Raw genomic sequence first — 19,540 nt, 5'->3', positions numbered from 1 at the left:
TGGACCAGGATCGTGCAGTCCTGGCGATTGCAGTCGCCTTCCTCGCTCTTTCACGACACGGTCTCGTACGCCTGGTATCCGACTACCGATGAATCGGGTTGCGACACTTCGGGCGGCGCCTGCCACCACCTTGGTGACCTCAAGTCCAGCACCGATGGCGCCGGTCTTGTCACGACGTACGTGAGCTACGACAAGGCCGGTCGGGTGACCCGGGTCAAGGACCCGAACGGTGTCCTTACCGACTTCGTCTACACGCCACGCGGCTGGCTTGCCAGCAAGACCATCCGTGCCAACGCCTCGGCCGTCGCTTCGCCGTCAGACGCGGTCACCACGGTGGCCTATGACCCGACCGGCACGGTCCATTCGGTCACGGACCCTGACGGTGTGGTGACCACATACACCTATGACGCCGCCCATCGGCTGACTGACATCACCGATGCTTCGGGTAACCACATCCACTACACGCTGGACCTCGCAGGCAATCGAACATCCTCTCAGGTCCTAACGCTGGCCGGCACCGTAGTCCGCTCGCAGGGGCGTACGTTCAATGCCCTGGGGCAGCTGACCGTGCTCGCGGATGGCCTCAACCGAACCGTGTTCAGTGCCGCCTTCTCCGATAGCTATGACGCCAACGGAAATCTCGTCCACAGCCAGGACGGCCTCGGGCACCAGACGAAGCAGGCGTTCGATGGGCTAAACCGCCTCGTGTCCACGTTGCAGAACTACCAGGGCACCGACACGGCAACGGCCAACAGCCAAACAGCCAGCAACCTCGATGCCCTCGACCGGGTCAATGTTTTCAGTGACCCGGATGGACTGAACACGACCTATGACATCGACGCCCTCGGCAACTCGGTTGGCTTGCACAGTCCGGACACGGGCACGACGACGCATTCGTTCGACGTCGCGGGCAATGCCGTCACATCGATCGATGCGACGAACAACAGTCGCGCCAGAACCTATGACGCTGACAACCGGCTACTGACGGAAACCTTCGCCGACACCTCCCTCAATGTGCAGTACAAGTACGACGAGGCGGACACGGTAACTGGTTGCGCCGGGAGCTTTGGCAAAGGACGTCTGACGCGCGTCATCGAAGGCAGCGGCGGCATCATCTGGTGCTATGACAATCGCGGCAACGTGGTCACGAAACAGCAGACCGTTGGCACCGTTAGCAGAACAACGAGCTATGCCTGGACTGCTGCCAACCGCCTCGCCTCGGTGACCACGGCCAATGGAACGCTGATTGCCTACACGAGGAATTCCCTCGGCCAGATTACGTCCATCCTGACGACGCCCGCGGTAGCCGGGGTGACGACCGTGGTGAGCAATGTCGTCCACATGCCGTTTGGCCCTGTGGCTTCGTACACGCTCGGCGACGGGCAAGCTGTCACGCTGACCTATGATGCCAACGGTGCATGGACCGACGTTGCTAGCACGGCATTTTCCCTGCATGTCAAACGCGATGTGGCGCGTAACATCGTTGCTGTCGGCGATGCCGCAGGTGTTCCCACGCCGACGGAAACCTATAGCTATGACCCGCTATACCGACTCACCGGAGTCAATGCGGCCGACGGCACCGCCATCGAGGCGTACACGTACAACAAGACCGGCGATCGGTTGAGCAAGGTAGGGCCGGGTCTGCTCACCGGCACCTACAACTATGCGGCTGGCACGCATCACTTGACTGGCGTGGGTACCACCACCCGAGTGGTTGATGAGCGGGGCAACACCACCGCTGACGTGCTTGCGTCGGGCGCCTATGGGTATGGGTACAACGGACGGAACCGCCTGACGGTTGTCCAGAATGGCGGCGTGACGGTGGGTAGCTATGTTCTCAATGCTCTGGGTGAGCGGGTGCAAAAGACGGCGGGGGGCCTGACCACCCGGTTTGACTACGACGAAGACAGTCGTCTGGTCTCGGAGAGCGCCGGCACTGCCAGCCGGGACTACATCTGGATGGAGGGCATGCCCGTAGGCGTCGTCGACCAGACGGGGACCGCCACCACGGTCAACTTCATTCATTCCGATGGTCTTGGCTCACCGCGTGCCGTGACGAGCTCAGCGGGTGCCGTGCTTTGGCAGTGGGCATACGCCGGCAACCCGTTTGGTGAAGTCCCGCCGACCGTATCTACGGGCTACATGTTAAACCTACGGTTTGCAGGTCAATACTTTGATGGTGAGTCGGGGCTGAGCTACAACGTCAACAGGGATTACGACGCTGCGACAGGCCGATATCTTCAGAGTGATCCAATGGGCCTGCCCGCTGGCCCCTCGACCTACGCGTATATCTCGTCGCAGCCCCTTACGGCGACAGACCTTCTGGGGCTTTGCAACGATGATGGGGACGATCATGATGAATGTGAGGAACTTCTTCGCGTCGACACAGATACCTGCAATGCGATCACCAAGAGGCGTGGCGCGCGGGCTGGCGAAGCATGTCATGCCTCCGCTAGTGAACGTTATGCAGCATGTCTTCGTGGTCGCCCCATTCCGAATCTCAACACCTGGAACAACCGTGAGGCCCTCTCGCCAAGAGATTGGGGATGGTGGGAGCAAACAACGGGATTGACAGGCGCTGCACTCGTAGCATATTTGATTGTCTCCGAAGGCACGAGAATCATTCCGGCTAGAAACGCAATTCCGGTCCCTTGAGGGTTGTTTGCATGAGCGAATTTACACACGTCGTTGAAGTCGATTTACCTGAAAGGCGCGTAAAGATTTGGCGTCTGTTTGACGATGGCAGGCGGCAATTTTTTACAGAGGTTCACTTCGATGAGGGGATGCAAAGGGATGCGGAGAATCTTCTCTTTCAGCAGATTTCTGAGAATATATTGCTCGACTCTTCATCTGGAAGGTCTCTTCTGAATTTATGACATGCGGCACATGGATCGAGCAATTGCCGGCCGCTACCTATTAGTGCGATTACGTTCCTGCGACTTCTGACGCGGATGCCTTGGCGTCCGCGCGCGCCGTTTCCAAGTACAGCCTGATTTCGTCGGAGCTCATGTTGCTCTCGACCTATCGGGTCATCGACGGTCCAGCCTGCTGCGCCGGTTCTGGAGCCTGCGGTGCCTGCGAGATCTGCTCCTGTTGCTGCGCATGGTCCTGCACATGCGTGGCGGCCTCTTGGCTACTTCGAGCCAACGGCGTTTGAATCGCCTGCATTACATCGACTTCCACATATCGCTTAAATGGCGAGTTCAGATCGCCCTGTATGGCGTAGCCCCGAACCGCGTCGTCCGAGAGTGCGACATGATCGATGCGGCTGAATCCAGCCATGGTCGCCGCTGAGGTTAGTCCGCCAGCGAAGGCCTGTGTATGTGGACCTGGAACGCGACCGCGTTCCTCGTCGATCTTCGCAACGCACGAATAGGCCTGCTCGTAGATACCGTGAGCAGGGTGGCGAGCATCGAGCATGTCGGGAACCGGTGCTTGGGCTGCCGTCTGGGTGTTAGCTCTTGCTTCAGCGAGCGCCAAAAGGGTCGCGGGGCCCGCCACTCCGTCTGCGCGAAGGCCATGGGATTGCTGAAAGGCCTCCACGACCTCTTTGGTATGTGGACCGAATCTCTGGTCTGCATGGACGGGGCTACCGTCGCGCGCAGTGAATCCAAGCGCCGCCAGGTCGGCTTGCATCGTGCCGACGGCCTCACCTCGGTCGCCCTCGCGGTGGACACTCGATCTTGCGTGCTGTTGAGCTTCCGTACTTCCGTGAGCATTTGGCCGTATCGCCGCCGCGAGTTGCTCGTCGGTCAACGGAGGGGTCTGATTAGTGCTGCCGGGCTTCCATGCCTCCGCGCGGGCAATGCCGTCGATCAAGGCATTTCGTTCGTCTGGGCTCATGTCGATGACCTTCTTGCCGTGCAGGTCGAACCCTTCTGCTGTTGCAGTTGCATAAATCGTATTTGCCTGGCTGGCGTGGTGCGTCGCCCCGCTGTAGTCCGCCTTGGAATAGCCTTTTACGATCTGTTCTACCGTGCTATCCGGGAAACCGTCGACGATGAGTTGCTTCTGAGCCTCGCGACCAGCCTCGTAGCTCTCGAAGACCGCGTTGCCCCAATGATCGAGACCCACAATGCCGTCATACCGTTTCTGCGCACTCGCCAGCGCATTTTCCTTGCTTCGTTTGGAATGCACGGTGCGATCTGCACTCCCTTCGAACTCGAATTTAAGGTTGCCGGGGTTGTTGTTTCGCCACGATACGGTTCCGTCTTTGGCGGTCACCCATGTGCTGTCCTCCATTTCATATACGCGGGTCATGCCCTGGCTTGCGACCAGGCGGGTAACTTTCTTGTCTGACAGAACGTCCATATATCTTCCTTGCTGTGGCCATCAGGCCGTCAAATGCCGCGCCGGCACTGCGTGTCGATTTCTTTGCAGGCCTTGCCACCCGCTGCAGAGCAGGCGCTCATGGCTTGAGCCACGGCTTGCTTCTTGTCTTTGCTGTCCGGGCTGGCTCCGCCGAAGGGGCGAGACGATTCGTCCCGCACGAGCGAAATGCAGCCGTCTTGCTGCTGGACGAGGATCTTGCACTCGTCCTTGCCGCAGCTATCTTCCAGATGCTTCCAGACCGCTTCTTGTGATTCATCGCCGCCCAGAAGCCATGCCTTGCCCGTCTTCTCGTTGACGATGAGAGAGTTGAGATACACCGGAATGATCCATTTAGCATCGAGATCTTTTGCTAGTCCGGATGTCGGTAATGGGATGGCAACCGTTCTCTCCTCATATCTCCCCAACCTTACGACACGTCGGCTAGCCGTTGTCACGCGCCATTCGCCTGACTGTCTGGTCAGGTCGATGATCGTGGTTGTCGGCTTCTCCCCACCGTCCTCTTGGTCGATATTTACGTGACCGTGCTTAACGTCGAGACCTTCGGTCATAAATGGATCGTCGTGGAACTGGCTGCATTTCGAACAAGCGATGATCTTGTCGCTAGTCACTTCCGGGACGAACTTGCCGGCCTTCTTGCCGAAAATGACCAGGCTCCTGTGGGACACGCCGTCCTTGTCGGACGGTGTCTCAAAGACGGCTGCGGCGTCCGCGTCCAATTGATTGCCACTGGTATTGAAGGCGAGCAGGTGAGTGCCTTGAGGCGCGGCAGCAAGGACCTCTGCAGGAGCGCTTTGCGGAGGAGGCGCCGACTTGGACACTACCGAAAACGCGGCGAGGGCAGCAAAGGTACCCAGGAGGTATGTACGCGAGTTCACCATGTGTTACATGGTCCTATCCTTGATTTCGCACCGAGTCTAACCGCACCGGTCGCAATGCTGGGAGACGAAGCAAAAAGCAGGCGCTTGGGACACGGCACTCATAGGCCGGAGAATCGGAAAGGGCCCCGAAGGGCCCTTTGATCACCGGAAGCTCTTTCATATCCCACTCTGGGTGAGGACCTTCATCGAAGGCGGCAGGGCCTCTTTCACCGGCTCGAGGTACCTGTAGGAGAGTCCCGAGGGCGTCTCCAGGGTCGATGCTATTGATAGGCGGGGATCAGGTAAACGGTCGTGCGAGGCGATTCGATCTAGAGCTTCGCTTTGGGATTCTAAGTGAGTTCGTGAATATTCTTTGCTGCCTTGATGCCAGCATCAGTGGGTATCTATTGTGTCAGTCTTTGCGGCGCTTCCCTCCCAAGACAACCGAGCATGCGCCTCAGCCGCACAATGCGCGCCCATCTGCGTCAATGCCGCAACCGCATCAAGCGACAGCGCCATGCGCCGGCAGTCGACCGTATCCGACTCATGCACGAATTCAGCCAGCAACTCCGTGAGCCCTCGTGCGTATTGCAGAAGTTCGGCCGCGTTGTTGAGCAGCTCGTGCGCAGAAGCGTCGGGATCGGCGTAGTAGCGGGCGCGGCTGACCGTGCCGTTTTCGTTGTTTGTAGACATGACTGCTCCTCGATGAAGCCATCGTTCGACTGAGTGGCGCGCGCACGAGGCAGCGCGCCGCGGATCAAGCGGACTCGCGTTTTCACGGCTGTCCGTGGCCGGACGCCGGGCTTCGTTGGTTAACGACGTGGATGAGCGTCAGCTCTGTGCACCAGCGCGCGAGAGCACGCGCCGGGTTACACGGCCAAGAAACATCTCAGAGTCAGCTGACGCCCTGGTCGGTCAACCGTGTCTGCGACGAATGCAGACAGCCCGGTAACCGTTGAGGGTGTCGCCAAGGGGATTCGGCGGGCGGGCGAGTCCAGTATGATCGTTGGAAGCCACGATTGACTCCTTGTTAGTTAGTTGTGGTCAGCGGTCCGGGAGTGTTCCTAGCACTCTCGGGCCGCGCTTCTCACCGCATCGAGCGATGGTTGTCTGCGCAGCTGGCTAAGCGACGACGCAGGCAACGGGATGACCGTAGCAAAACAACATTGGGTTGTCTGTAGTCGCGAGTGCATGGCTGATGCGGTCGGTATCCTGCTCCGAAAGCCGCGTAGCGACACACGCCTTCCATCTTCGCGAGATTGCGAAAGACCTCAGTCTGATGAATGCCTCGCTTGCGCTTCGCCCTAGGTAAGCTTTCGCTGATAGACCAGAGAAGACGTATCGGCGTAGCCTCTGTGTCCTAAGAAGAAAGGGAGATACACATGGCTATGGGTGACACCTCAAAAACGTTGACCATTGATCTGTCTGAAGGGGCTGTGGACGACATCCTGACTCGGGCTCAAGGTCAGGGTATCTTCGACATGCTTGTTCAATTAACGGGCACGGTAGCTCGCGTCGAGCAACGAGTCGAAAGCTTGGACCAAGGCGTCGAAAGGCTGGATCAACGAATCGACCGACTCGAAGGAGTCGTGGCGGGCGTGGCTGCCGACGTAAGGGATCTCGTTTACTGGAAGCACAAGTTGTGGGGGATGGTCATTCTCATGGGGTGGCTTGCGGCTGGATGCGCTGGTGTTTGGGCTTTCATCGGGAGTCATGTCTCCTGGACTTCTGCTCCGGCTAACGCGATGCCTGCTTTATCAGCTGCTCCGGCTGAAACTCCCACGCAGGTTCGATGAGAGACGAGTAAGCCTTCAGCGGCGCCGAGATCCGCCCCATCGTCAAGGCAGGGCGTCTCCGCGGCCCACGAAGAAATCCACGCTGAACAGCATTTTCTTGCGGCTCGCAAACTCTCGACCGACGCATGACACTAAGCGTCTTCCTGAGCTCCGAGAACGTCATGCATAAGCCGATTCTCACGTTAGTCTTGCTGGCCCTCACCTCGGTCGCGGCCAGCGCTGCCGATTCCCCGAAGGACGTGCAGGCCCTGATCGCCCGTGGTGACTACCCTGGCGCCGAAACGGCCCTGCGCCAGGCCATTTCCGAGCATCCGGAGAGCGCCAAGGCGCACTACGTCCTGGCGGAAGTCCTCGCCCACGAAGGCAATATCGGCGAGGCCAAGACGGAGGCGACCAAGGCGGCAACCCTGGATCCGTCGACCAAGTTCACCGATCCGGTCAAGTTCCAGCATTTCCAGCGCGAGCTGGACGCCGCCCTCGCGCCGCCTTCCGTGCGCCCGTCAGCGGCGACCCCCGCGCGTTTTAGTGAGCCCCAGCCGGCCGCCCGGACCGAAGCTGGTGGCCAGTCGCACATGACGGGTTGGTTGATCGGCGGCGTGATCCTTGTCCTGATCATCTTCTTCCTGATGCGTCGCCGACAGAGCCCGACCAACCAGTTCGGTAACGGCTATCCGCCGGCACCGCCGATGAACGGTGGTCAGCCTTACGGTAACCAGCCCTACGGTGGGTACCCGGGTGGCAATCCGGGGTATGCGCCGCCCCCGTCTTCGGGCGTGGGCACGGCGGTTGCGGCCGGTCTTGGCGGCCTGGCGGCTGGCGCGCTTCTCGATGAAGCATTCCGTTCCCACGGTGGCGGTGAGCAAACGCGCGATGCGGCCGGGAATGGCTTCGCCAACCTCGGCCCCGACTCGTCCACGCAGACGGATTCATCTTCGCAGGCGTACAACGACCTCCGCGAAGACCCGATCGACATGGGTAACAACGACAGCTCGTGGGACGACAGTTCGTCCGGCGGTGGCGACGACGACAACCAGTGGTGAGGTAAGTCGTCGGCCGGTGATTCTGGCTGAGAAGCTAGAATCACCGGTCCGCTGAATTCACTGGTTTCGCTTGTTCTCCTTCTTCCTCGTTCTTGTCGTCGGTCTCGTCGCGGGTTGTCTTAGCGGCGTCATCGGAACCGGCTCGTCCTTGATGCTGCTGCCCGTGCTGACGTATCAGTTCGGGCCGAAGCACGCCGTGCCGGTTATGGCTGTCGCCGCCGTGATCGCGAACGTCTCGCGCGTTGTCGCCTGGTGGCGGGAGATCGACTGGAAGGCTTTGCTGGCCTACGCCGCTCCCGGCGTTCCTGCCGCCGTCCTTGGCGCGCGAACGCTTCTTGCCTTGCCGCCGCGATGGATCGATGCAGGGCTCGGGCTTTTCTTCCTGTCGATGCTGGCGCTCCGTCGGCTACGTCCCTCGTCCCGGCCGATGCCCTTGTGGGGGCTCTCCCTGTGTGGAGCGGCCATCGGCTTCCTGACCGGGCTCGTCCTGTCGACCGGTCCGCTGAGCGTTCCTGTCTTCACGTCATATGGCCTTGTCGGCGGGCCTTTCCTCGGCACCGAGGCTGCCTCGGCATTGGCGCTTTACCTGAGCAAGGTCACGACCTTCCGAGAGTTCGGCGCGCTGTCGGCAGATGTCGTCCTTCAGGGGCTGATCGTCGGTGCGTCGCTCATGGCGGGAACGTTCTTTGGCAAGTCCATCGTGGGCCGCATTCCGGCCAACCGCTATGCTCACGTGGTCGACGCCCTGATTCTTTGCTCGGGTGTTTCGCTGGTGTGGGCGGCATTGACCGGTAATGCCTGATCGAAGAAGCGGTGTTGCCGATACCACCTGTTGGGGGAAGCCATGTACTGGATCATCACCAAATACCTGATCACGGCCGCCGTGGTTGTCGCCGTGTCCGAAGTGGCAAAGCGAAGCGATCGCCTCGGCGCGCTGATCGCTTCCTTGCCGTTGGTCACGCTACTTGCGCTGACATGGCTCTACATCGAGAAACAGCCTGCCGAGAAAATCGCCAACCACGCGTGGTACACGTTCTGGTACGTCGTGCCGACCTTGCCGATGTTCCTGGCGTTTCCCGCCTTGCTCGCGCGGTTCGGTTTTTGGCCTGCATTGGGCCTCAGTGCCGTCATCACCATCGCGTGTTTCGCCGTGTTTGCGGTGTGCGTCAAGCCGTTCGGGATTCGCCTGCTCTGAGGCACGTCACGGACGCATGCGGCGCCAGACGACCTCACCGTGGGCACCTTCCGCTGCGCCACTCGATGGCTTCGCCACGGTGTACGTCAACTCGTCGCCCTTGATGACAAACGTACTGTCGCCGCCTTTGCCGTCCCAGTTAGGAAACGACGCCTGCTTGATATGGCTGTGCATGACCATGCCCTCGACGCTTACCGTGCCGTAGTGCGCGTTGAAGTCGAGCGAGGCGGCGCGGTATTCCTCCGGTGTGCCCTTGGACTTGTCGTTGACGGCGAAAGGCATGCGCTTGGCCCGCACGATATCCATCATGTAATTGCCCTGCGCATCGATCAGCCACAGGCCTTCGGGGTTCGGCCCGTAGAGTTCGACGCGGTGGCCATCCGGGTAGACGTTGTCGCAACGGACCAGGGTCCAGGCGCCGGCCAGCACGCCCGGTCCGGTCGAGGGAGCGTCCGCGGCCGAGGCGGCGAGCGGCGAGGCGGACACGGCGAGGACGGTCGCGAGGGCGAAGAGTGGGGCGTGCTTCATGACGGGAGGACCTTGGGTGAGGGTGGGTAGGGCCATCCTCGCCGTCGGCCTGGGTTTTGATAATTGGCCTGGTTCTTCATTGACCTTCAAATGCCATTTGAAGATGATCCGACCAGGCAACCCGCCTGACCGGATGCGACGCCATGAATCGTCTGAGCGACATGCAGCTGCTCGTCGACGCCGCCGACCTGGGTAGCCTGTCCGCGGCAGGCCGTCGTGCTGGGCTTTCGCCGGCGGCAGCCAGCGCCTGCGTGCAACGCATCGAAGCCGCGGTGGGAGCACGGTTGTTCGAACGGACCACACGACAGCTTCGCCTCACTGACGAAGGTCGCACCTACCTCGGTTATTGCCGCATCGCCATCGATGCGATGAAGGAAGGCGAGCGCGCCGTGCGTAGTGGCACCGACACGGTGAGCGGCACGTTGCGCGTTTCTGCGCCGTCCGATCTCGGGCGCAACCTGCTGCTCGACGTCCTCGATGGATTCATGGCGATCCATCCCGATGTGCGGATTGTCCTTTCGCTTGCTGACTCTATTTCTCGATTCGTTCCCGATGACGTGGACGTCGCGATTCGCGTCGGGCCGCTGGAGGACAGTGCGCTGGTGGCTCGGCATCTGATCGACAGTTGCCGCGTGGTTTGCGCCTCACCGGCGTGTATCGCCAAGCACGGCACGCCTTCGCGACCCGAAGATCTTGTCGAGCTACCCACCTTGGTACTCACCACAAACGCAGGCCCGCGCGATGAATGGCGCCTCGGCGACACGACGATTCGCGTGCGGCGCTATCACGAGTGCACCGACAGCGAGGTCATCCGCAAGTGGGCGATACGCGGTCACGGGTTCGCCTATCGCCAACAATGGGCGGTGGCAGACGACGTGCGGGAGGGGCGCCTCGCACTGGTCAACGCTCCCGCGTGGTCGGCCCCGTCGCCGATTCACGCGATGTATCACGCGAATACCTACCAGCCGCCACGGGTCAGACGATTCATCGATTTTCTGCAGGCTGAGATGGCGGATAGGCTCGCACCGACCGGTCTGCCGCATGACCGTTGACGGTGATCCGAGGCGAAGGAAGAATCAACGGGCCCACCGAGGGCACTGCCATAGGGGATGGGGATGAAGAAGACGATCGCGGCGCTCTGCCTGCTCGCGCCGTGGGTACCATGTTTCGCGCAGGCAACGTTGCCCAAGCCTGCCGTGATCGATGACGTCATCTACACTCGGCCCGTTCTTCTGGTCGACATCGGCGGCGGCCAGCGGCTCAATCTGTACTGCGTGGGATCCGGTTCACCGGCGGTGATCCTGGATGCAGGCATGGGTGATTCGACGATTTCCTGGGCGATGGTCCAGCCGGTGATTGCAAAGACCACGCGCGTCTGTTCATTCGACCGCGCAGGTCTCGGCTTCAGCGATGCCGCGCACCGGCCGGGCACGCCGGTCAATCAGTCCGAGGATCTTCACGCGTTACTGCGTGCGGCGGGCGTCAAGCCGCCTTACGTGATGGTCGGCCATTCGCTGGCAGGCATGAACGTGCGTGTATTTGCCGATAGATATCGTGATGACGTTGCTGGGATGGTTATCGTCGATGGGTCGCACGAAGACCAATCGAAAGAGGGCTGGGCGCTAGGTGCGCCGGGGGAAAAGGAAAAATACGACCAGTACCTGAAAGACCAGCACGCATGCGTCGATGTCGCGCGGAAGGGGCTGGTGAAGGGGACGGCCATGTTTGAGAAGTGCCTTGGCGATACGAACGACCCGCGGTACAGTCCCGCGATCAACCAGGCGCAGGAAGCGTACGGCACAACGGAAAAATGGCAGGCCGCCGTTGCGTCCGAGCGCGAGAACGTCTTCTACGCCAGTGCTGATGAAACCCGGAAAACGCGTAGTGATTTCGGGGATATGCCGATTATCGTGCTTACGCATTCGCCCTTCCCGACGCGCACCGGCGAGTCGCAGAACGAACGCAACCGGAAGACTCTGTCGTGGGAAGGGCTGCATCTCCGTGTGGCTGCGATGTCGACGCGCGGCGTGAACGAAATCGTTCCGGATGCGGGACACTACATTCAGTACGACAAGCCGCAGGTGGTCATCGATGCCGTCAATCAGGCGGTGCGGATTTCGCGAGGGGGTTAAGAGCGTGCACGTTCCGCAATCGCCGCGAGCCTGCGGCGATCGTCTTCGGGCAGGGCATCGAACCACGCCGCTTCTTCACCGGGCTCCGGAAGTACGTGACCAAACTCGGCCATGAGGCTGGGGCGGATTTCGCTGAGGTAGATCCAGATCGCTCGCGTTGGCAGGCCTGACGCTTCGGCGACATCGCGAACTAGGCGTTCGACGAGCATCCGCTTCTGGTGGTCGGTGCGGCCGCTGCGAACATGGCCGTGAACGAAGAGGGTGGCGTCTTCAACGGGCACGCCGCCGATGAACCAGTCGTCGCCCGGGGCGTGGTCGAAGACGACCTGGGCGAAGAAGGTGTTGGCGCCGGTGATGTCGGCGTGGGCGGCTGTGATCGCCTGGGCGATGCGTTGTTTGGTGGGGGCGGTGAGTGAGGGTAGGGTGCTGCGGACGATGTAGGTTGGCATGGTTGGGTTCCTGCAACAGGGATCGTTTGGCTAGCACCCTTCGCCGACAAGTCGGCTCCCGCATGGAGCGACTACTGAGCGCCTGTGTTCGGGTTACGGAGCGTATTGCGCTTCGCCGTTGCCGAAGGACCAGTTTTCTTTCTTGATTTCGACCAGGTTGATGAAGACGTCCTGCGGACGCATGCCGACCGAATCGCCCATGTTTTTCACGATGGCCTTGTAGAGGGCCTTCTTTTGCTCGAGCGTGCGCCCTTCGTTGAAGGTGATCTGTATCGCGACGAAGTTGTCGCCGCGATCGATACCCAAGTAGGTGCGATCGAAGATGAGGTCGTTGGGATCGTGTTCGGCGATGACCTGGAAGCGGTCGTTCTCGGGTGCGCCGATACTGCTCAGCGCGTCGTAAACGGCCTGGCCGAGCTTGCTGCGGTAGGACGTGTCTTTGCCACGAAGCAGATCGATGCGGACGAAGGGCATGGGAGTCTCCGGATGGAATGGCGTAGGAGATGGATCAGGCGTTGAGCCCGACACTGAGTCGGGTCAGTTCGGCAATCGCGCTTTCGAGCACCTGCCAGCGATCGGCGCCGTAGGTGCCGACCACGCGGTTCTGCGCGTCGTCCCAGAGCTGGCGCGCTTGCACAAGCAGGGATTCTCCCTCCGTGGTGAGGGTGGCCGTCTTGGCCCGGCCCTTCGTCGGCGAAGCGATGGCGATCCAGCCGGCCGACGTCATCGGGGTGAGCATTCGGTAGAGCGAGGTGCGGTCCATGACCATCTCATCGGCCAGGCGACTTAACGCCAGCCCCGGCTCACGCCAGATCGCCTTGAGGATGCCGAACTGGGCGACGGTCACGTCCAAGGGCGCCAGCGTGTCGTCGTAGAGGCGGCTGAGGGCGCGGGTGGCTTTGCGCATCGTGGTGCAGGCGCAGGGCAGGTCGGTGGCGGGTATGGACTGATGCATATACATAGTGTAAATACATCATCGACGAAGTCAATGCCCTCGGGAGGCTCGAAAACCCATGAAGTACGCCACGTATCGCCATGAGGGCGAAATCCGTGTGGGGCAGGTCTCGCCCGATGGCCTTTCGGTCACGCCAGTGAGGGTCGCAGGCCGACCGGTGTCCGACCTGCACGACGTCTTCGCGGGAGCCGCCGGAGCGAGCGGCGCTCCTGTGGCCCTCGCGAGCGTCGAACTCCTCGCCCCGATCCCCCGTCCGCGACGCAACCTCTTCTGTGTCGGCAAGAACTATGCGGCCCACGCGAAAGAGTTCGCCGGCAGCGGTTTCGATGCAGGGCACACCGGGGCGCCGGAAGACCTGCCGACCGATCCCATCGTGTTTACCAAGGCGCCCGAGTGCGTCATCGGCCACGGTGCAGCCATCTGGGCGGCGGAGGGCGTGACCGACTTCCTCGACTACGAGGCCGAGCTGGCCGTCATCATCGGCGTCGGCGGGCGAGGCATCACGCGCGCCGAGGCCATGCGTCACGTCTGGGGCTACACGATCATCAACGACGTGACCGCCCGCGACTGGCAGAAGCGACACAAGCAGTGGTTCATGGGGAAGTCGTTCGATACGTTTGCGCCGATGGGACCGTTCGCGGTGACTGCGGACGCGATCGACGGCGCGTCGCTCGACCTGTCGTGTTGGGTGAATGGCGAGCGTCGCCAGCACGCGAACACGCGCGACCTCATCTTCGACATCCCGACATTGATCGAAACGATCTCGGCCGGTATCACCCTGATGCCCGGCGATATCATCGCGACGGGCACGCCGGAAGGCGTGGGCATCGGACGCAAGCCGCCGACAGCGTTACGCCGTGGCGACCTGATCGAGATCGAGATTGCCGGCATCGGTCGCCTCGGGAATCGCGTGGGCTGAGCGACCCCGCGCCATCGCAAAGGATCAGGCGGCGCGAAGGCTCTCTTCGTGCATGGCGTCCATCGCGTCGATCGTCGGCAGGCTCAGGGCGAACAGCGTGCTGGCAACGAGTTCGCGGCGCAGCGCCTCGCGCTGGCGGAAGGCCGAGCGATGCTTGCTGGCGACCTCGAGCTCACTGCGTTCCGGCTCGGTCGGCGGCAGGTCGAAGAAGCCGTCACCGGCGAGGACGCCAGCGGACTCGATCCAGAACGTGTCGTAGCTGGCCTTGATCCGCCCCGAGCGCGCATGGCCGTCGTTGCTGATTCCGCGCAGGCGTGGCAACCCGTGCTGCGCCGCGAAACCGTACAGCAGGGAAAGCAGCAGGTTCTTCGGGCGCAGGCCGTGGCACTGGCGGGTGACCAGGCGCACACGCTCCTGGCCATCCTCGGTGTTGGGGCCTTGCAGGCAACCGACCAGCAGCTCGCCCGTGGATGGTAGGACGGTGAGGGTGACGGAGAAGAGCAGGGTGTCGTCGACCGTCGTCAGCGCGAGGTTGAGTTCGCCTTCGCAGCCCTTGCGTGTCGGCGGCATGAGCAGCACGCGCAGCGGTTCGCCGTTTTTCATCGCGGCCTCGGCAAGCACCACCTGGCCGTCGGCGTACATCTGCTCTAGCAGGCCCCGGGGTAGCAACGAGACGACGAAGCCGTAGTGGTCCATGAGGGCGTCGAGTCGCTTACGCGCGCTGAAGCGACGGCTGATGAAACGGTGCTGCCAGCGCTCGACCAGGCGGCCGTCGCGGTGCGCGGCCTCGCGCAGGGCGGGGTGGCTCTGGAGCAGGCCGAGCCAGCGCAGGTGGCGGAGCGGTGCAACGAGGCATCGCGCCGCGTAGGCGGCAGCGTAGACACGCGGGGAGCGACGCGACTGCCAGTCGTTACGCTGGCGGAAGCTCTGAACAATCCGTTGCAGGGCGATCATGTGGGGGAGCTTCGCGGGGACGAGCGCGGAGTCTCTTCGTAAAATCTTTCGTTCGCCTTTCAGTTTTCGAAAGGATGTGCGACAGGCCTCCTGGCCTCACACCTCCAGCGGATCGTCCTCGTGCAGTTCGTCCATCCAGCCCTTTCGTCGGTGCAGCGCCCACTCCACATGCTGGGAGAACAACACGTCGATGGGGCCGCCCTGGGCCATGGCAGCGAGGCGACCTTCCGTGACGTTGCCCAGGTGCTCGGCCTGATCGGCGTAGCCGACGATGCCCTCGGCTTCGAGCTGGGACAGGACCAATTGCAGGTTGACGTGGCGGGCGTGCTGGACAGGCATGGCGTCTCGACTCCAGGGTCTTCCCTAAGAAAGATCGGCGAGGGTCGCCCGGCCTTTAGCGCGGGTGTGTGAAGAACGTCACAGGAAACCGTTGCGTCGTGCCCAGGTAGCGAACAACCCAGGCCACGCCGCCACCTCCGAGCCGGGCGTGCCCATGCCCCAGCCGTGGCCGCCCGTGTCGAACACATGCAGCTCGGCGGGGACACCGTTCTTCTTCAGGGCCTCGTACATGATCTGGCTGTTGCCGATGTTCGCGATGGGGTCGTCCTTGGCCTGGGCGAGGAAGGTCGGCGGCGCGTTGCGGGTCACGTGCAACTGCACGGAGTACGCCTGCGCCGCATCGGCCTGGGTCGATAACTCGCGGCCGGAGCGGGTGGTGTCGTAGGGCTGCTCGAGCGAGATGACCGGATAGAGCAGCGCCGCGAAATCGGGTCGCGCCGATAGTTGGTCGGCCGCGTCGACGGGGCGGTAGAAGCTGGCGGCGGAGCGCGTCTCGGCGATGCCGGCGAGGTTGCCCCCGGCGGAAAAACCGAGGACACCGACACGCGCCGGGTTGATCCCCAGTTGCTGGGCGTGCGCGCGCAGGACGCGGATGGCACGTTGCGCATCCTGGAAGGGAGCGACCGCCGGCCAGTGGTCGGCTGGCAGCCGGTAGTAAAGGACCACGGCGGTGACGCCCTGGGTTTCGAGCCATGCCGCCGTCGGCATCACTTCGTGCCCCATGCCGATGCGTGCGTAACCGCCACCGCCGATGACGATGATCGCCGTGCCGTTGGGATGGGCCGGGCTGTAGATCTCGATGCGCGGCACGCTCACGTTGGAGACGGCGCCGCTGGTAGAAACGCGTTCGGGACCGCGCGGGCCAGGACCCTCCCCGGGCGGCGTCGATGGCCACAGATCGATGCTCACGGGGCTGGTCGGTTCGGCCGCCCCTCGCGTGGCAGCGTGGCCGGTGCAGGCCACGAAAAAGGACGCGGCCAACAGCGCGATCCGGACACGATGCATGGATAAGCCTTGAAGTCAGTGCGGACCCGACCGTATCAGCCCGTCGCTTTCCCCTGGCTTGCGGGCGCTCCCTGTTCGGCCCACTCGGGCAATGCGGCGTTCACCTGGTTGAGCAGGTCGTCGAGATCGTGCGACTTACGTGCCAGGGCATCCGCGCGTTCGGCGTCGAGGCGTTGTTGCTCGTCATAGTCGGTGCTGGCACCCGTGGCGGCTTCAACGATCAGGCGAGCGTACTCGCCGACGAGTTCGGGGGAGGGCACACGAAACCAGATCTTGTTTTCCACCCATCGAATGTCTGGCGAGGTGTGCCGGGAAAACACGGCCTCGCAGCGGGTGGCGAACAGGCGCAGCCAGGGATCGGTCGGCGGACTGCTCAGGTCGGCGAGCACGCAGTAGCCGATGTCGTCTTGCCTCGCGGCGGAAAACCCGCTGACACGGGGACCGGGTTGGATGATCGTGGTCATGGCGCCTCCGGGAATCCCCACGAGATATAGGCCGCGTCTTGTGGAGGAGCCGCGAAGTGCCCGCGCACCGGTTTCACACATTAACGTCCTGTGTACGCGATGCTGTTCTTAATCCGGCTACGGGCGCCTTTCGCCCATCGGACGCTGCGGTGAGAGACGAAGTCAGGCGCGCACGCGATACCCAGGTCATGCAGGACGTCCTGCAAGGCCGGCGGACGGGGCTGGCCGGGCTGGCGCCGTTCGCTGGGCCGGCGATCGTCGTGTCGGTGGCTTACATCGACCCCGGCAACTTCGCGACCAATATCCAGGCGGGTGCGCGGTACGGCTACGGGCTGCTCTGGGTGGTGGTCCTGGCTAACCTCGTCGCCATGCTGTTCCAGAGTCTGTCGGCACGCCTGGGCATCGTGACCGGTCGTGACCTGGCCCAGCTGTGTCGCGAGCGTCTGCCCAAGCCGCTCGTCTACGTGATGTGGGTGGTCAGCGAACTGGCGGCGATGGCGACCGACCTCGCCGAGTTCCTCGGTGGCGCGATCGGTCTGAGCCTGCTGTTTCACCTTCCGCTGCTGGTCGGCATGGTGATCACCGGCATCGTGACGTACGCCTTGTTGCTGCTCGAAGGCATGGGCTATCGGCGACTCGAACTGGCGATTGGCGCCCTGGTCGGCGTCGTTGGACTTTCGTATCTCGTCGAGCTGTTCGTGGCGCCGGTGGGCTGGGCGTCGCTGGGGCAGCAGATCTTCGTACCGAATCTGCCGGACAGCGCCGCTGTGGCGATCGCGGTGGGCATCATCGGAGCGACGGTGATGCCGCATGCCTTGTTCCTGCACTCGGGGCTGACCGAGCGGCGGGCGCGACCGAAGACCGACCCGGAGCGGCGACGGATCATCCGGCTTTCCAATCTCGAAGTCGTGCTGGCGCTGACCGTGGCTGGCCTGATCAATCTGGCGATGGTTGTCATGGCCGCGGGTGCGTTCCACGGCAGTCATCCGGACGTGGCGAAGATCGAGACGGCCTACCAGACTCTGGTGCCGTTGCTCGGTGGCGCGGCGGCGACGATCTTCCTGATCTCCCTGGTCGCCTCCGGTTTTTCGAGCTCCGTCGTGGGTACGATGGCCGGGCAGATGATCATGCAGGGCTTTGTCGCCTTCCGTATTCCGCTGTGGTTGCGGCGGTCCATTACGATGGTGCCCAGCTTCATCGTCGTCATCGCTGGCGTGGACGCGACGCGTGCGCTGGTGTTGAGTCAGGTAGCGCTGAGTATCGCCTTGCCGTTCCCGATGATTGCGCTGGTGTGGTTCACCAGTCGCCGCGACACCATGGGCGTGTTCCACAACCGCTGGCCGGTCGTCGTGCTGGCGAGTCTGGGTGCCTTGGTGGTGTTGAGCCTGAACGTGGTGCTGCTGCTTGATGCGGCGGGTGCGATTTCGCTCTGAGCTCAGGGCGCCGGCGCCGGGTGATCGAGTCCGGCAACGGTGCGCAGCACGCGCTCGCTGAGGGCCGGCATACGCGACATCCACGGCAGGGCCGTGTGGCGAAAGCTCGCGACGAGGTGGTTACTGCTGCGTGCCATTGCCGTTACGGCGTGCACGCGGCGCACCACGCCCTTGTGCACCGCATGACGTTCCCGGTGGTAACGCTCGAGTGCATCCATCGGATTCGCTCCCGGCGCGGTGAAGTACATGGCGAACGCGGCGGCATCTTCGATGCCCAGGTTCATGCCGCGCGCGCCGACGGGTGAATGCACGTGGGCGGCATCGCCGCCGAGTGCGATGCGATCGATGGCGCAGCGATCGGCGACGCGGTGTGCCACGTGGAATGACGATTCCCAGATCGGTTCACTGGAGACCGTTCCCGTCGGTAGTCGGGCGAGGGGGTTCGGCAGGTTGGAAATGACACGCCATATCTCGTCGTTCAGTGCGAGCAGGAAGATCATTCCTTCGGGATAAAACAGGATGTGAGCATGATCGCGGTCGAGCGGCGTCTCCAGCGGAACGTCGTAAAGCGGCCAGGGTTCCGGATAGGACGAGCCAGAGAAACCGATCTCGAGCGTCCCACGGAAATCGCTGCGCGCGCCGTCTGCGGCGAATACCGCAGCGTACCCGCGCTCCCCGTCGCTGGCGCCGTTCAATGCCACCCGTACTTCGTTGTCGTCCTGACCCACGCATCCGGCGCGCAGGCCGCGTTCGATGGGGATGTTTCGCGCGAGCAACGCCTCGGTGAGAAGCGCTTCGCTGCGTTCCTGCGACAGGACGGTGAGGCCGTAACGCGGATGCATCGATTCGGCTTCGACCGTCGCCAGCACCTTGCCGTTCTCATGAAAACGCACGCCGCGAATGCGGCGCCCCTCGGCGAGCATGCGTTCGGTCACGCCTGTCCCGGCGAGAAGATCCAGCGTCCGCGGATTGACCACCAGGGCACGCGAATGGGCTGCTGGCTGCAGCGCGGCATCCACGATCCGCGCTTTGACGCCGTGAACGTCGAGAAACAGGGCGGCGGCCAGTCCGGTGGGGCCGGCACCGACAATCAGGACAGGCGGCTGGCTCATGCGTGCACTCCGCGATGGCGTTGCGCCGAT

22 protein-coding genes are annotated in these 19,540 nt (G+C 62.7%); 10 read left to right on the top strand and 12 right to left on the bottom strand.

All coding sequences use genetic code 11. From position 1 onward, the window contains the following. Positions 1-12 precede the first annotated feature (12 nt). Positions 13-2,655 (top strand): RHS repeat-associated core domain-containing protein, encoded by a 2,643-nt coding sequence (locus BJI69_RS21795; RefSeq protein WP_162200997.1) that lies wholly within the window; start codon positions 13-15, stop codon positions 2,653-2,655. An 11-nt stretch (positions 2,656-2,666) separates the two neighbouring features. Continuing rightward, positions 2,667-2,876, top strand: coding sequence for a hypothetical protein (locus BJI69_RS22455; protein ID WP_125903158.1), 210 nt, complete (start codon positions 2,667-2,669; stop codon positions 2,874-2,876). Positions 2,877-3,021: 145 nt separating this feature from the next. On the opposite strand, the gene BJI69_RS21790 is transcribed toward BJI69_RS22455, so the two are convergent. The 3 genes from BJI69_RS21790 to BJI69_RS21780 form a co-directional block, all read right to left on the bottom strand. After that, complete coding sequence (locus BJI69_RS21790) at positions 3,022-4,311, bottom strand: peptidoglycan-binding domain-containing protein (RefSeq protein WP_046980296.1); 1,290 nt, start codon at positions 4,309-4,311, stop codon at positions 3,022-3,024. Between the two features lie 29 nt (positions 4,312-4,340). Continuing rightward, entirely contained in the window at positions 4,341-5,210 is an 870-nt protein-coding gene (locus tag BJI69_RS21785) for a DUF4189 domain-containing protein (protein WP_046968769.1), read from the bottom strand. 372 nt (positions 5,211-5,582) lie between these two features. Then, a complete protein-coding gene (locus BJI69_RS21780) occupies positions 5,583-5,882 on the bottom strand; it encodes a hypothetical protein (RefSeq protein WP_046968768.1) in 300 nt (99 codons plus the stop codon). 689 nt (positions 5,883-6,571) lie between these two features. Here BJI69_RS21780 and BJI69_RS21775 point away from each other — a divergent pair. From BJI69_RS21775 to BJI69_RS21760, 4 genes are all read left to right on the top strand, one after another. Next, on the top strand, positions 6,572-6,985 hold the full coding sequence (locus tag BJI69_RS21775; RefSeq protein ID WP_046968767.1) for a hypothetical protein: 414 nt from the start codon (positions 6,572-6,574) through the stop codon (positions 6,983-6,985). A 161-nt stretch (positions 6,986-7,146) separates the two neighbouring features. After that, a complete protein-coding gene (locus BJI69_RS21770) occupies positions 7,147-8,025 on the top strand; it encodes a tetratricopeptide repeat protein (RefSeq protein ID WP_162200996.1) in 879 nt (292 codons plus the stop codon). 151 nt (positions 8,026-8,176) lie between these two features. Next, positions 8,177-8,827 (top strand): sulfite exporter TauE/SafE family protein, encoded by a 651-nt coding sequence (locus BJI69_RS21765; protein ID WP_244890725.1) that lies wholly within the window; start codon positions 8,177-8,179, stop codon positions 8,825-8,827. 42 nt (positions 8,828-8,869) lie between these two features. Beyond that, a complete protein-coding gene (locus BJI69_RS21760) occupies positions 8,870-9,220 on the top strand; it encodes a DUF3147 family protein (RefSeq protein ID WP_046968765.1) in 351 nt (116 codons plus the stop codon). A gap of 6 nt (positions 9,221-9,226) precedes the next feature. Here the strand turns inward: BJI69_RS21760 and BJI69_RS21755 are convergent, their stop codons facing one another. Then, a complete protein-coding gene (locus tag BJI69_RS21755; protein WP_052767296.1) occupies positions 9,227-9,748 on the bottom strand; it encodes a lipocalin-like domain-containing protein in 522 nt (173 codons plus the stop codon). Positions 9,749-9,891: 143 nt separating this feature from the next. Here BJI69_RS21755 and BJI69_RS21750 point away from each other — a divergent pair, with 143 nt between their 5' ends. Together BJI69_RS21750 and BJI69_RS21745 are read left to right on the top strand one after the other, a co-directional pair. Beyond that, a complete protein-coding gene (locus tag BJI69_RS21750; protein ID WP_046968764.1) occupies positions 9,892-10,800 on the top strand; it encodes a LysR family transcriptional regulator in 909 nt (302 codons plus the stop codon). Between the two features lie 63 nt (positions 10,801-10,863). Beyond that, entirely contained in the window at positions 10,864-11,880 is a 1,017-nt protein-coding gene (locus BJI69_RS21745; RefSeq protein WP_046968763.1) for an alpha/beta hydrolase, read from the top strand. Here the strand turns inward: BJI69_RS21745 and BJI69_RS21740 are convergent. The 3 genes from BJI69_RS21740 to BJI69_RS21730 all read right to left on the bottom strand — a co-directional run bounded on the left by BJI69_RS21740 (position 11,877) and on the right by BJI69_RS21730 (position 13,284). Further along, complete coding sequence (locus tag BJI69_RS21740) at positions 11,877-12,329, bottom strand: tautomerase family protein (RefSeq protein WP_046968762.1); 453 nt, start codon at positions 12,327-12,329, stop codon at positions 11,877-11,879. The two genes, BJI69_RS21745 and BJI69_RS21740, sit on opposite strands and share 4 nt — an antisense overlap. 93 nt (positions 12,330-12,422) lie before the next feature. Further along, positions 12,423-12,803, bottom strand: a complete 381-nt coding sequence (locus BJI69_RS21735; protein ID WP_046968761.1) for a tautomerase family protein — start codon at positions 12,801-12,803, stop codon at positions 12,423-12,425. 34 nt (positions 12,804-12,837) lie between these two features. After that, on the bottom strand, positions 12,838-13,284 hold the full coding sequence (locus BJI69_RS21730; protein WP_071925117.1) for a MarR family winged helix-turn-helix transcriptional regulator: 447 nt from the start codon (positions 13,282-13,284) through the stop codon (positions 12,838-12,840). Between the two features lie 58 nt (positions 13,285-13,342). On the opposite strand from BJI69_RS21730, the gene BJI69_RS21725 reads away from it, so the two are divergent. Next, positions 13,343-14,203: a fumarylacetoacetate hydrolase family protein gene (locus BJI69_RS21725; protein ID WP_046968760.1), complete on the top strand. Its 861-nt coding sequence runs from the start codon at positions 13,343-13,345 to the stop codon at positions 14,201-14,203. A 24-nt stretch (positions 14,204-14,227) separates the two neighbouring features. Here BJI69_RS21725 and BJI69_RS21720 read toward each other — a convergent pair whose 3' ends face one another. From BJI69_RS21720 to BJI69_RS21705, 4 genes are all read right to left on the bottom strand, one after another. Beyond that, positions 14,228-15,157: a VirK/YbjX family protein gene (locus tag BJI69_RS21720; protein WP_052767294.1), complete on the bottom strand. Its 930-nt coding sequence runs from the start codon at positions 15,155-15,157 to the stop codon at positions 14,228-14,230. Between the two features lie 96 nt (positions 15,158-15,253). Then, positions 15,254-15,496, bottom strand: coding sequence for a hypothetical protein (locus BJI69_RS21715; protein WP_046968759.1), 243 nt, complete (start codon positions 15,494-15,496; stop codon positions 15,254-15,256). A 78-nt stretch (positions 15,497-15,574) separates the two neighbouring features. After that, positions 15,575-16,501: an alpha/beta hydrolase gene (locus tag BJI69_RS21710; protein WP_046968758.1), complete on the bottom strand. Its 927-nt coding sequence runs from the start codon at positions 16,499-16,501 to the stop codon at positions 15,575-15,577. A gap of 35 nt (positions 16,502-16,536) precedes the next feature. Then, positions 16,537-16,965 (bottom strand): ferredoxin reductase domain-containing protein, encoded by a 429-nt coding sequence (locus BJI69_RS21705; RefSeq protein ID WP_046968757.1) that lies wholly within the window; start codon positions 16,963-16,965, stop codon positions 16,537-16,539. A gap of 149 nt (positions 16,966-17,114) precedes the next feature. Between BJI69_RS21705 and BJI69_RS21700 the strand changes: the two genes are divergently transcribed. Continuing rightward, positions 17,115-18,398, top strand: a complete 1,284-nt coding sequence (locus BJI69_RS21700; protein ID WP_046968756.1) for an Nramp family divalent metal transporter — start codon at positions 17,115-17,117, stop codon at positions 18,396-18,398. 2 nt (positions 18,399-18,400) lie between these two features. On the opposite strand, the gene BJI69_RS21695 is transcribed toward BJI69_RS21700, so the two are convergent. Continuing rightward, positions 18,401-19,510: an FAD-dependent oxidoreductase gene (locus tag BJI69_RS21695; RefSeq protein WP_046968755.1), complete on the bottom strand. Its 1,110-nt coding sequence runs from the start codon at positions 19,508-19,510 to the stop codon at positions 18,401-18,403. Between the last annotated feature and the right edge of the window lie 30 nt (positions 19,511-19,540).

The organism is Luteibacter rhizovicinus DSM 16549 (assembly GCF_001887595.1).
Classification (GTDB): Bacteria; Pseudomonadota; Gammaproteobacteria; order Xanthomonadales; family Rhodanobacteraceae; genus Luteibacter; species Luteibacter rhizovicinus.
Note: the sequence above shows the minus strand (reverse complement) of the source record. Positions and strands in the feature narration are given on the sequence as shown.